Annotated in this window: 11 protein-coding genes; 7 read left to right on the top strand and 4 right to left on the bottom strand. The window is 35.4% G+C overall.

Annotation, left to right across the window (positions count from 1 at the left end; translation table 11 throughout):
- Positions 1–61: 61 nt before the first annotated feature.
- Positions 62–478 carry an arsenate reductase family protein gene (locus tag BMY56_RS06670; protein ID WP_091621619.1) on the bottom strand — a complete coding sequence of 139 codons (417 nt, stop codon included), beginning with the start codon at positions 476–478 and terminating at the stop codon, positions 62–64.
- Positions 479–610: 132 nt separating this feature from the next.
- Between BMY56_RS06670 and cls the strand changes: the two genes are divergently transcribed.
- Positions 611–2,035: a cardiolipin synthase gene (cls, locus tag BMY56_RS06665; RefSeq protein WP_091621618.1), complete on the top strand. Its 1,425-nt coding sequence runs from the start codon at positions 611–613 to the stop codon at positions 2,033–2,035.
- A gap of 59 nt (positions 2,036–2,094) precedes the next feature.
- Positions 2,095–2,661, top strand: a complete 567-nt coding sequence (locus BMY56_RS06660) for a hypothetical protein (protein WP_091621615.1) — start codon at positions 2,095–2,097, stop codon at positions 2,659–2,661.
- A gap of 9 nt (positions 2,662–2,670) precedes the next feature.
- On the opposite strand, the gene BMY56_RS06655 is transcribed toward BMY56_RS06660, so the two are convergent.
- Positions 2,671–4,194: a GH3 family acyl-acid amido synthetase gene (locus BMY56_RS06655; protein WP_091621613.1), complete on the bottom strand. Its 1,524-nt coding sequence runs from the start codon at positions 4,192–4,194 to the stop codon at positions 2,671–2,673.
- A 132-nt stretch (positions 4,195–4,326) separates the two neighbouring features.
- A complete protein-coding gene (locus BMY56_RS06650) occupies positions 4,327–5,070 on the bottom strand; it encodes a sulfite exporter TauE/SafE family protein (protein ID WP_091621610.1) in 744 nt (247 codons plus the stop codon).
- A gap of 87 nt (positions 5,071–5,157) precedes the next feature.
- Here BMY56_RS06650 and BMY56_RS06645 point away from each other — a divergent pair, with 87 nt between their 5' ends.
- Positions 5,158–6,969, top strand: coding sequence for a sodium:solute symporter family protein (locus tag BMY56_RS06645; protein ID WP_091621607.1), 1,812 nt, complete (start codon positions 5,158–5,160; stop codon positions 6,967–6,969).
- 7 nt (positions 6,970–6,976) lie between these two features.
- Complete coding sequence (locus BMY56_RS06640) at positions 6,977–8,065, top strand: acyltransferase family protein (protein WP_091621605.1); 1,089 nt, start codon at positions 6,977–6,979, stop codon at positions 8,063–8,065.
- On the opposite strand, the gene BMY56_RS06635 is transcribed toward BMY56_RS06640, so the two are convergent.
- Positions 8,055–8,873, bottom strand: a complete 819-nt coding sequence (locus BMY56_RS06635; RefSeq protein WP_091621602.1) for an alpha/beta hydrolase — start codon at positions 8,871–8,873, stop codon at positions 8,055–8,057. The two genes, BMY56_RS06640 and BMY56_RS06635, sit on opposite strands and share 11 nt — an antisense overlap.
- A gap of 123 nt (positions 8,874–8,996) precedes the next feature.
- Between BMY56_RS06635 and BMY56_RS06630 the strand changes: the two genes are divergently transcribed.
- The 3 genes from BMY56_RS06630 to BMY56_RS06620 all read left to right on the top strand — a co-directional run bounded on the left by BMY56_RS06630 (position 8,997) and on the right by BMY56_RS06620 (position 12,110).
- The gene (locus BMY56_RS06630) at positions 8,997–9,710 is read left to right on the top strand and encodes an alpha/beta hydrolase-fold protein (protein ID WP_091621599.1); all 714 of its coding nucleotides are present in this window, start codon (positions 8,997–8,999) and stop codon (positions 9,708–9,710) included.
- Between the two features lie 91 nt (positions 9,711–9,801).
- The gene (locus BMY56_RS06625) at positions 9,802–10,971 is read left to right on the top strand and encodes an ATP-grasp domain-containing protein (RefSeq protein ID WP_091621888.1); all 1,170 of its coding nucleotides are present in this window, start codon (positions 9,802–9,804) and stop codon (positions 10,969–10,971) included.
- Positions 10,972–11,012: 41 nt separating this feature from the next.
- Positions 11,013–12,110: a carboxylate-amine ligase gene (locus tag BMY56_RS06620; RefSeq protein ID WP_091621597.1), complete on the top strand. Its 1,098-nt coding sequence runs from the start codon at positions 11,013–11,015 to the stop codon at positions 12,108–12,110.
- The last annotated feature ends 58 nt before the right edge of the window (positions 12,111–12,168 follow it).

Below are 12,168 nucleotides of genomic sequence, written 5' to 3'. Positions count from 1 at the left end.
AATTATTAAAAACTTAAGCCACACGTTAACCATGATATACAATGGCCAAGAGGATTTAGATTTAATTCTTTTTGTAAGGTTTTTCTATACCTGTACTATCAGGTTCCATATATTGTTTAAAATCTGAAGCACTTTTCAATTCAATAAACTCTTTGCCTTTAATTATAATAGCATTTTTTAGTAAGCTAGGGTTTTTATTTAAAACTTTTAGCCAACCATCATTATCTAAATTGAAATCATCTTCACCATAGGCAGTCTTAAAATCGGGGTGCTCGGTATTCACTAAATCAGATAGACTTTTACCAAGTCCATCAGCTAATTCAGCCCATTGTGTGCCGGTAACGTTAGTTTTAGAGATATCAATCGTTAAATGCTTTTTATCTGAAGATTCGACATAGGCATTGAGTTGTTTACCCAATGAATTTTTCGAACTATAATACAGTGTTATCAGTTTTTTATCCATAGCAATTACTCCCATTACTTTTTTTTAAAAGTAGTTAGTTCTTCATGTAGTATTTAACTCGTTTCAAATGAAAAGTATCTTGAAAGGTTTAAAAAAGCAGTGCTTATTCAAATTATGGTATCTTGTTATTAAACAAAAAATAACCCGATGAATACTATCTTTTGGCTTGCTTATCTATCGGTTACCTTATGGAGTATTGTCAATATAATTTTCAATGGTTCAAGGGCAACAAAAATGATAAGTTGGTCATTTTCTGTTATAATTCTACCATTTATTGGACCGCTTTTGTATTATCTATTTGGCATTAACAGAAGAAAGTTTAAGCTATTCAAATTAAAACAAACGGAAAAGAGAAGGTTGTATTCTGAAACCTATAAAGAGTTAAAAGGAGGTGAGCAAAGTGTACATAAGTTTAACGATTATAAGGAAGATAAATTAGCATCACTCATTAGAAAGAATAGTTATTTCGCCCCTTATGAGGGTAATGATATAACGTTATTGAATAGTGGTGAAGAAGCTTTTGGTGCAATTTTTAAAGCAATTGAAGAGGCCAAAGAATTTATTCATCTTCAATATTATATTTTAGAAGAAGGCATGTTATTAGACCGTTTTTATGAGCTGTTTCAGAAAAAGGTTAAAGAAGGTGTCGAGATTCGAATGTTATATGATTCCCTAGGCAGTAATTCTATGCGTGGCAAAGTGGTAAAACGTTTTAAAGATATTGGGGTGAAGGCGTTTCCTACTATGCCCATACGTTTTGGCAATCTTTTGTTTACCCTTAATTACAGAAATCATAGAAAAATTATAATCGTTGATGGAAAAATCGGTTTTACCGGAGGGTTTAATGTTTCCGATAAATACATGAAGCCAATTTCTGATTTGGGTACTTGGCAAGATTTACACCTGCGCATTCAGGGCCCTCTTGTAAATAGTCTGCAACGTATTTTTGTTAAAGATTATCATTTTGCAGGCAAAGAAAAGCTATTGCTTCAAGATAAGTATTTTCCTAAAATAGAACCTTCTGGAGAAACGGTCGCTCAAATAATTTCAAGTGGTCCAGATTCTAAATATCCTGCAATTATGCAGCAATACTTAGCGATGATAAATATTGCTACAAAGAGTATATGTATAGCAAACCCATATTTTATACCTGGCGAACCTGTTTTAGAAGCCATACGAATTGCAGCCTTAAGTGGTGTAAATGTTACCTTGCTTACTCCTAAAAAATCGGACTCTCTTCTTGCTCAGTATAGTATGTTTTCGACTTTTGATAGTCTTTTAGAGGTTGGGGCCAACATTTATTTACGACCAGATTTTTCGCATAGTAAAGTAATAGTGATTGATAGTGAAATAGCATCTGTTGGATCAGGAAATTTCGATTATCGAAGTTTTGAACACAACTTTGAAACCAATGCTATTCTTTATGACCAAGATAAAGCCAAACAGATTGAAGAATTGTTTTTGCGGCATTGTACCGATGAGGTAAAGCTAGAACTTGAAGCTTTTAGAAAACGTTCTCCATTCAGTAAGTTTTTAGAAGGTCTAGCCAAATTCTTTAGTCCGTTGCTTTAATACTAACTTTATTTCGAATCGATTTGAACTATTTATTTTTTATAATTTTAAACTTTAATATGGTTGCATTCGCACAACATATAATTCCCGATGTAATAGAATCAGAGGCAAGAATTGCCTTATCGCACTATCCTGAACTTGCTAATACGCCTATTGAGTTTAAATTTAAAAAACACATTAAGAAATCTACAATGCAGGCGCAACCTAAGTTTTCAAGTGTGTTTAAATCAAAGAAGAATAGGTCATATAAAATCTTGATAAGTGAAAGAATAAAAATTGCAGACACAGTTTATTATACAAAAGATATGCCCACTGAAATTATGATAGGTTGGTTAGGTCATGAATTAGGCCATGTGATGGATTTTGAACAAAGAAGTGGTCTGAACTTAATTGGTTTTGGGATCAGCTATTTAACCTCCAAAAAATATATTCGTGGGGCTGAGCGTAGAGCTGATTCGTATGCAGTAAATCACGGTATGGAAACCTATATTTTGGCTACCAAAGAGTTTATACTTGAGAAAGCAGGTCTAACACAAAAATATGTAGATCGCATCAAAAACTTTTACTTATCACCAGAGGAAATTATGATTTTAGTGGAGGAGCGTGATACCGTTTCAAAAGATTAAGGGAGTGTATTAGGATTTTTTCTCAACAAAATCTTCCCACTCGGCAAATTTTTCCTCTTTCATAACCCGTTCCATTTTTACCTGTCCACCTTTCTTTTTGTTTCTGTCATTCCAACTATAAAATACATCTGGATCAACCATAAAAACTTTCACTCCTTTTAATGCTTTAGTGCGAGCAACCTTATAATTTTTGTTGGCAGCTTTTAACGATTCGTCTAGCTTTTTTGCTACCTCCTTAGAATCTTGTTTTGAGGTTGTGCCTAAATACCAAGTGTGATAGAAGCCGTCTTCATATTTTTTCGCACAAAGAGTGTATTCTGGTATTTCCATATCGAAAGTTTCCATGATATCTTGTAAAGCATCATCCAATTTGTTGACCGATAACTGCGAGCCAACAGTATTTAAGAAAAATTTAGTGCGCCCTGTTATTTTAATTTCTGCACGTTCTACGTCAGTAAATTCAACGGTATCACCAATTAAATATCGCCAAGCACCACTAACGGTACTAATAATCAACACATAATTCTGACCTTTTTCAACTTCGGAAAGTGTAAGTGATGGCGCTTCTTGAGAGAGAGAGCCATCTTCTAAAATATAATCAGGATTGAAAGGAACAAACTCAAAATAAATTCCGTTACCGGTTACCAATTTCATGGCGTCAGTTTCTGGTCGACTTTGAAATGCAATGAAGCCTTCAGAAGCTAAATAGGTATCAATTACGGTAACAGGTTTACCCATTAGCGCATTAAAGCTCTTTTCGTATGGCCCGAAGGCTACGCCGCCCGAAGTATACACCTGAAGGTTCGGCCATATATCGTGAATGTTGTTGAGGTTGTGTTTTTTAATGACTTCTTTAAGCATTAATTCTATCCAAGAAGGAATACCACTAAGTGCTCCAATATCCCAATTAGGAGCCTTTTCGGCTATTTTAGCTACTCTTTCATCCCAATCTTCAATTTTAGCGATTTCTTTTCCAGGCTTGTAATAACCACTAAACCATGAGGGAATATTACTAGCGCTAATGCCGCTAATTTCACCTTCAAGATGGTCGTCATTTTCTATTAAATCAGTAGAACTACCAAGCATTAATATTCCGGTTTCAAAAAAATCGGCAGGCAAATCAAAATTAGAAAGTGCCAATACTTGTTTGATGCCTGCCTGTCTGATGGCATCTATCATCTCGTCGGTAACAGGTATTCGCTTACTGGTTTTACCAGTAGTTCCTGAACTTAACGCAAAATAATCAGGACTACCAGGCCAAGTTACATCCGTTTGGTCTTCGTGTAATTTATACCACCAATTATCATTGATTTCATTGTAGTCAAAATACGGAACATTAAGCTTGAAGGGAGTCTGAATATCCTCGTTTTCTAAGATGCTTTCGAATTCATACACTTTGCCGAAAGATGTATCCTTGGCATATTCCAAAAGTTTTTTAAGCACTTCTTTTTGCTCTTCTATAGGGTTGTCATCGCCCGTAATTTTATCAGTAACGTTAATGACCCCTTTTATGAAATTTCCAATGATATTCATTTGATAATGGATTTCTAGATTAGTGAGTTAAAAGTATTTTTTATTCACCAAAAAGATTAACCCGAATCTAATTTAAATAGACGGTATTCAAATAAGGTATTCAGAAAGGCTTTAGGAAAGACAATTTAGGTATTAACCCAACATAATAAGAATTGCACCAACAGCGGTTAATACTAGAATCATTTTTCTAAAAAAAGCTTCTTTAATTAATTTGATAAATCTAACCCCAACAAAAAAGCCAAGTAAAATTCCTGGAAGAAGCATTAGGTTTAATGATAATGATTCAAAGGAAATCGTCTCCCAAACGAAAAAATGAAATGGTAGTTTAATAATGTTTATAATAAGAAACAACCATGCTGCAGTACCTATAAAATGGTTTTTTGGTAATCGAATGGCCAAGAAATAGATATTGGAAAAAGCGCCTGCCAAATTACCGACCATTGTTGTAATACCTGCAATAGTACCGATAGAACTCGCAAATGCCCAATGAGTAGGCACTGTTCTTGATTTTTTGCGATCCCACCAATACATCATAAAAACAGTTGTTATGATAATGATTGACATCCCTATTTTAAAGAATTTTTCTGGTAGATCTTTTCCGATTACGACACCAATGAGTACCCCTAGAATCATCCAAGGCAGTACTTTAAAAACGTACTTCCATTGTGTATGTCTATTGTAATAGATTACAGCAAAAACATCAGCTAAAATAAGCAAGGGTACAACCATGCCGGTCGATTCTTTTGCGCCAAAAGCTAAGGCCATTAATGTTACATTCATAACGGCAATACCTTTTATGCCAGCTTTTGATAATCCGATAATAAATGCCGCCCCGTAAGCTAGAATCCATGCAGTTGGGGTAATTTCAGAAGTCATTGATAGTAGCACGTAGTACGTTTAGCGTATTAGATTTAAAAATATCCGAAAATAACATATCTTTAACAATCAACCTAAAACCAATTTATGGAACTCAGTACTTTAGACTATGCTTTTATCATAGTATTCTTTTCCCTTGTATTAGGCATAGGCGTTTACGTATCAAAAAAATCAGGTAAAAATTCTACGGAATTTTTTCTTTCAGGCCGAACAATGCCTTGGTGGTTATTGGGACTTTCAATGGTCGCGACAACATTTTCAACAGACACCCCTAATTTGGTTACAGATATTGTTCGTACCAAAGGAGTTTCAGGGAATTGGGTATGGTGGTGTTTTTTAATTACCGGAATGCTAACGGTATTTGTATATGCTAAATTATGGCGTAAGTCTAACGTAAATACAGATCTTGAGTTTTATGAAATGAGATACGGTGGCAAACCTGCCAGTTTTTTGCGAAAATTTAGAGCTTTATACCTTGGGGCATTATTTAACATTATCACGATGGCCTCTGTTACGCTAGCGGCCATTAAGATAGGAGGAATTATGTTGGGGCTTGAGCCATGGGAAACTGTAGTGAGTGCAGGATTAATAACTGTTATTTTTAGTGCGCTTGGGGGATTTAAAGGTGTTGTTTATACAGATTTTTTGTTGTTTTTTGTTGCAATGTCTGGCGCTATCGGAGCGGCTTATTATTTGGTGAATATTCCAGAGGTTGGTGGAATTGAAGCTTTAATGGCAAATGAAAATGTAGTAAGCAAACTTAATATTCTACCCGATTTTGACAATACGGAAGTACTTATCATGCTGTTTATTATTCCAATTGCAGTGCAATGGTGGAGCTCTTGGTACCCAGGTGCAGAACCAGGTGGTGGGGGTTATATAGCACAACGTATGTTAGCGGCAAAAAACGAAAATCATGCCATAGGGGCAACTTTCTTTTTCAATATTATGCATTATGCTTTGCGTCCTTGGCCATGGATTTTGGTGGCATTAGCGTCGTTGGTTGTTTACCCTGATATTGCTAGTATTGCAGCAGCATTTCCTAATGTTGAGGAAAGTAAATTAGGGCATGATTTAGCCTATTCAGCTATGCTTACCAAATTGCCAAGTGGTCTGTTAGGAGTTGTCTTGGCATCTTTGATAGCAGCATATATGAGTACCATCTCTACGCAATTAAATTGGGGCTCATCTTATATTGTTTTTGATTTTTATAAGAGGCAGATTAATCCTAATGCAACCGAAAAACAAATGGTGGCCGTAGGTAGAATTTCTACCGTAGTTCTTATGGTATTGAGTGCATTATTTGCGCTTACCTTACAAAATGCATTTGAGGTATTCGATTTATTGATACAGTTTGGAGCTGGAACCGGTTTGGTGTTTATACTTCGCTGGTTTTGGTGGAGAATAAATGCGTGGAGTGAAATTACAGCAATGTTCGCTTCTGGAATTCTGGTTATTTCTTTGGCTAAAACTAGCCTAGGCGACTTTCTTTTTGCCGCTGATACAGGGGTGTTTCCAGAATGGGCAAACTATCCTTTTATAGTAGTAGTAACAACGGCAATTTGGATGTTGGTTACGGTATTAACACCACCTGAAAGCGACGCGACACTACGTTCATTTTACAGAAAAACACAGCCAGGAGGACCGGGATGGCGAAAGGTGGTTAAGAAAGCCGAAATTGAGAATGAAGAACTTGTGAACACAGGAGAGAAATGGAGTGTGCCAGCCGGTATAACTGCAATGTTACTTGGTATTGTTTTAATTTATTCCATCATGTTTGCTACAGGCTATTGGATTTATGGTAGAACTACACAAGCTATAGTATTGACAATTGTTTCCGTCATTTCTGGATTCTTGTTAATAAAAGCTTGGAACAGGTTAAAAGGGAATCTCTTATAAAATTAGTATGGTTAAGGAAAGAATATTATCAGTTGACATTTTTAGGGGAGCAACTATTTTGCTCATGGTTTTAGTGAATACACCAGGAACATGGTCAAATGTTTATGGTCCTTTTCTGCATGCCGATTGGCATGGGTATACACCAACAGATTTAGTTTTTCCTTTCTTTTTGTTTATTGTAGGTACCTCAATTGCTTTTTCCTATAAGGGTAGAAAAGTCAATGCTGAAGTATATAAGAAAATAGGAGTTAGGACTTTGAAATTAATTGCCCTAGGTGTTTTTCTTGGTGCCTTTATAATACATTTTCCGTTCTTTAAGAATTTTCAAGACATTCGATTTCCTGGTGTACTGCAACGAATTGGGGTCGTATTTTTCTTTGCCGCTATTTTATTTATAAATCTTGATTGGAAAAAATTAATTTGGGTAACGGCTATCTTTTTAATAGGCTATTGGCTCTTAATGACTTTAGTTCCTGTGGAAGGAATTGCGTCAACCTTAGATAGGGCACCAAACAATTTGGCGAATTGGCTTGATGTACAAGTATTTGGTTCACATAACTACAAAGCGGATTATGACCCAGAAGGATTACTGAGTACAATTCCTTCAATTGCAAGCGCTCTATTAGGTGTTTTTACCGGTTTAATACTCACCTCTAAACAAGCAAAGAAAGCGACAATATTGATGGGTCTTGGCGGAAGTTTATTAATTATCGGCCATATTTGGGATATCGTATTTCCAATAAATAAAGCGCTTTGGACTAGTAGCTTTGTGTTAGTTACTGCTGGCTGGGCGAACCTCATTCTTGCCCTCATTTATTATTTAACCGATGTAAAGAAAATTGAATTCGGTTCTGTGTTTCGATATGCTGGCGCAAATGCCATTGTCATCTACTTCTTATCTAGTTTTATCAGTAAAATAATGGGTCAGATAAAAGTAGGAGATACCTCTTTACATGGGTGGCTATTTCAAAAAGTATATGTACATGATTTTCTTGCACTTGAAACATCGTCTCTTTTGTATGGTTTAAGCGTAGTGTTGTTTTATAGCTTTATTGGCTATTTTCTTTATCAAAGAAAGATATTTATTAAGGTTTAGTTTTTGTCATTGCCCAAGTAATAAACTGTGGAAATACCTTTCCCCAGGTAGATAGGTCGTGTTTTCCACCTTCAACTTGAACATAGGTTATATCACCAGGATTGGAGTATCCTTTAGTTTTAAGTTCCTTTATTACATCTAAGGTATCTTCAATTGCGTCGATTATTCCATTATGGTTACGATCCGCAGTTTCGTCTAATGAGCCACATTGAAACCAGAACTTCAAATGGTCAGCATATGCACCATTTTTTACGACTTCTAGAGCAATTCTACTACGGTCTTTTAAGTCATTTTTTATATAAGGTTTTTTACGCCACCAAAATGATCCGCTAAACACGCCTACTTTTCCAAATAGTGAACTTTTATTGTAAACAATATCGAATGCCGATAAACCACCGAGAGACATACCGCAATAGACCCATTCATTAAAATCTTTAGAGGTTTTGAATTCTTGCTTTAGAAAAGGAACGAATTCTTCTGTAATGAATTTAGAGTATTTTAATGCCTGTCCGCCTCTTCCTTTAAAATCTGGGGTCGAGGCAGTCCCATATTCATGAATACGATTTTCATTACAGGAAAGACCAACATAAATAAAAGGCTTCATTGTTTTTGAAGAAAAAGCTCGAGATAAGCTATGTTCAAGATTCATTGCTTCAAAGTCTTGACCATCATTCATCAATAATACCGAAAAGTCGCTAGTAGTTTTCAAATATTCTTGTGGAGCTACAATGCGAAAAAGCACTAAACGATTTAGGTTTATAGAAAAATAATTCCCTTTAATTGTAATGGTCTCTAGTTGAAACTGCATGTATTCTTAGTATAAAAATGCAAGTATAAGTATCCGTAAAAATATATGTGGTGATATTTCAAAATAAATTACATTTGCCGCCCGTAAAACGTTGATTATTAAACATTTTATTTATCTTGATACATGGCGAAAGTAGAACACATCCAATATTATTCCAACACCTTAAATAGAAATATTAATCTTGAGGTTACGGGCCATTGGGGTCACCCGATATTAATGTTCCCTTCATCGGGAGGACAATTTACACAAAACACAGATTTCGGTTTGGTAGATTCGGTAATGAATTTTATTGAGGAAGGTAAAGTAAAAATTTATAATGTAGAGACCATTGATATGATGTCTTTTTATGATGATCATATGGATTCTGGCACCAAAATTCATAATTATGAATTGTACATGCAGTTTCTTAAGAATGAACTAATACCCTATATACAAAAAGAGTGTAATACACATCGTATAGGTGTGTCTGGGGTTAGTTTTGGAGGTTTTCATGCAGCCAATGCAGCGTTCAGATTTCCAGATTTAATTTCGCATTACATAGGAATGAGTGCAGCGTTTAACATACGTTCTATGACTCCACAATCTGATGATATGCGAATTTATTATAATTGTCCTGATGAATATATGCTACATGAGGAAAGTTGGAAATATGACCATATGCAAATTGTGTTAGGAACATCTGATTGGGATATTTGTTTGGATAAAAATAGAAACATGTCGGCCATATTAAAAAGAAAAGGAATTACACATTGGTATGATGAAAAAAAATGGATAGATCATGATTGGCCATTGTGGAAAATGATGTTCCCTGAATATCTAGGTGCTTATTTCAATTGAAATAGACAATCAATTTTGAGTATAGGGTCAATTTCAATCATTTATATTATGTATCTTATTGGAGGTTAAAAAATTAAAATTAAAACATAGAATGGTAAAAAAAGTAGGAATATTATTTGGAATGGAAGATACCTTCCCATGGGCATTTATAGATAAAGTAAATGAATTGGGTAAAGGAAAAGTTGTTGCAGAAGCAGTTCAAATAGATAAGGTTCAGCAAGGTATTGATTATGGATATAGTGTAATCTTCGACCGAATATCTCAAGAAGTTCCCTTTTATCGTGCGTATTTAAAAAATGCATCATTGATGGGTACGGCGGTTATTAATAATCCATTTTGGTGGAGTGCCGACGAGAAATTCTTCAATAATTGTTTATCAATGGAAATGGGAATACCAGTGCCTAAAACTGTTCTTTTGCCTTCGAATGCTAGACCTGATAATACCTCAGAAACGTCTTTCCGTAATCTTAAGGTTCCATTGGATTGGGAATATATGTTCGATTATATTGGTTTCCCAGCCTATATGAAACCTCACGATGGTGGTGGATGGAAAAGTGTTTATAGAGTAGAAAACTCAGAACAACTTTTCGAAGCTCATAAAGAGACTGAACAGTTAGTAATGATGCTACAGGAAGAAATTGTTTTCGATGATTACTTTAGAGTGTATTGTTTAGGGCAAAAGTATGTGCATATAATGCCATATGACCCAAGAAAACCTTTTCACGAACGTTATGTAAGCGACATAAAAGCAACTGGCGAAGAGCGTAAAAAATTATTGAAAACGGTACACGATTATACGCTGAGATTGAATCAAGCCTTAGGCTATGATTTCAATACTGTTGAGTTTGCAGTACGTGATGGTGTGCCCTATGCAATTGACTTTTGTAACCCAGCACCAGATGCCGATATAAATTCGGTTGGCCAAGAAAACTTTGATTGGATTGTTGTACATTCTGCGAAGTATGCTATTGAAAAGGCCAACGAGCACAAACCAAATCAAAATAATTCTTCATGGGGAGGTTTTGTAAGAAATTCAATTGCCCCAGTGCAGCCAAAAGTTGGTAAGGTTAACTTAAAAACAGCAGCAGAGGTGAAAAAAACTGCTGTAAAGAAAGCGCCGGCTATAACAAGTTTATCCAATAAAGCAAAAGCTGTTGTGGTAAAAAAAGAAGCGCCAGCAAAGAAAAAGGTTGCTGTTAAAAAGGTAGCTGTAAAGAAAGCTCCTGCCAAAACCAAGGCACCAACAAAACCAAAGAAGTAGTAGAATAGTGGCGAATAACTTTAAGAATCAACTGTAATTACATGCATAAATTTACCTTAGGTATTGAAGAAGAATTTCAAGTTTTAGATAGTGATACGTATAGATTACGTTCACAAATGTCGAAAATCGTTGACGATGGTAAAGTTCTACTTCAAGAACGAATAAAGGAAGAAATGCATCAGTCTATGGTTGAAATGGGTACCAATATCTGTGAAAACATTCATCAGGTAAGGGATGAGGTTTCATTCCTAAGACAACAGGTCATTAAACTAGCAGATGACGAAGGGCTAAAAGTTGCAGCTGCTGGAACGCACCCATTTTCTAAATGGGATCAACAATTGATAACCCCTAATCCAAGATATGATGCCATCATCCAAGAAATGGCAGATGTTGCTAGAGGGAATCTTATTTTTGGCATGCATGTACACGTAGCTATACCTAGTAGGGAAGAAGGTTTGGAAATTTTGAACACGGTTCGGTATTTTTTACCACACCTATATGCATTATCTACAAACTCGCCTTTTTGGGAAGGTCGTAATACAGGCTTCAAATCATATCGAAGTAAAGTATTCGACAAATTTCCAAGAACAGGTATCCCTCCTTTTTTTGCTAGTGTGGCTGAGTATGATAAGTTCGTGGATATTTTAGTGAAGACCAATTGTTTGGATAATAGCAAGAAAATTTGGTGGGATATACGATTACATCCTTTTTATCCGACCATTGAATTTAGAATATGCGATGTGGTTATGACTGTAGATGAGGTAACCTGTATTGCAGCGTTAATGCAATGTTTGGTAGCCAAGTTGTACAAGATGAACCGCAAGAATCAGAACTTTAAAAACTATAGACGATTGTTATTGAATGAAAATAAATGGCGGGCAGCTCGATGGGGTATTGAATCTAAGTTGATAGATTTTGGCAAGGAAGAAGAGGTTCCTTTCGCTAAGCTTATGAGTGAATTATTAGAATTTATAGATGATGTTGTTGACGAATTAGGTTGCCGGTCAGAGGTTAACTATGTGTACCAAATACTGGAAGCAGGCACTGGTGCGGATAGGCAACTACAAGTTTTTAATGAAACCAATGATTTGGTAGAGGTTACAAAGTATATCGTAGAACAAACAAGAAAAGGACTTTAAAAAAGTTGAACAGTATGTACGTAACCAAAATAACATTTATTTTGGAACCAGTTTTAGT

The sequence above is a fragment of the Maribacter orientalis genome (genome assembly GCF_900109345.1).
GTDB lineage: Bacteria > Bacteroidota > Bacteroidia > Flavobacteriales > Flavobacteriaceae > Maribacter > Maribacter orientalis.
This window is presented reverse-complemented; position numbering and strand designations above follow the sequence as displayed.

Excerpts from the sequence above, each read along its gene's own strand:
- cls (WP_091621618.1), top strand. The coding sequence starts at position 611 with ATGAATACTATCTTTTGGCTTGCTTATCTATCGGTTACCTTATGGAGT.
- BMY56_RS06670 (WP_091621619.1), bottom strand. The coding sequence starts at position 478 with ATGGGAGTAATTGCTATGGATAAAAAACTGATAACACTGTATTATAGT.
- BMY56_RS06640 (WP_091621605.1), top strand. The coding sequence starts at position 6,977 with ATGGTTAAGGAAAGAATATTATCAGTTGACATTTTTAGGGGAGCAACT.
- BMY56_RS06620 (WP_091621597.1), top strand. The coding sequence starts at position 11,013 with ATGCATAAATTTACCTTAGGTATTGAAGAAGAATTTCAAGTTTTAGAT.
- BMY56_RS06625 (WP_091621888.1), top strand. The coding sequence starts at position 9,802 with ATGGTAAAAAAAGTAGGAATATTATTTGGAATGGAAGATACCTTCCCA.
- BMY56_RS06655 (WP_091621613.1), bottom strand. The coding sequence starts at position 4,194 with ATGAATATCATTGGAAATTTCATAAAAGGGGTCATTAACGTTACTGAT.
- BMY56_RS06630 (WP_091621599.1), top strand. The coding sequence starts at position 8,997 with ATGGCGAAAGTAGAACACATCCAATATTATTCCAACACCTTAAATAGA.
- BMY56_RS06660 (WP_091621615.1), top strand. The coding sequence starts at position 2,095 with ATGGTTGCATTCGCACAACATATAATTCCCGATGTAATAGAATCAGAG.
- BMY56_RS06645 (WP_091621607.1), top strand. The coding sequence starts at position 5,158 with ATGGAACTCAGTACTTTAGACTATGCTTTTATCATAGTATTCTTTTCC.
- BMY56_RS06635 (WP_091621602.1), bottom strand. The coding sequence starts at position 8,873 with ATGCAGTTTCAACTAGAGACCATTACAATTAAAGGGAATTATTTTTCT.
- BMY56_RS06650 (WP_091621610.1), bottom strand. The coding sequence starts at position 5,070 with ATGACTTCTGAAATTACCCCAACTGCATGGATTCTAGCTTACGGGGCG.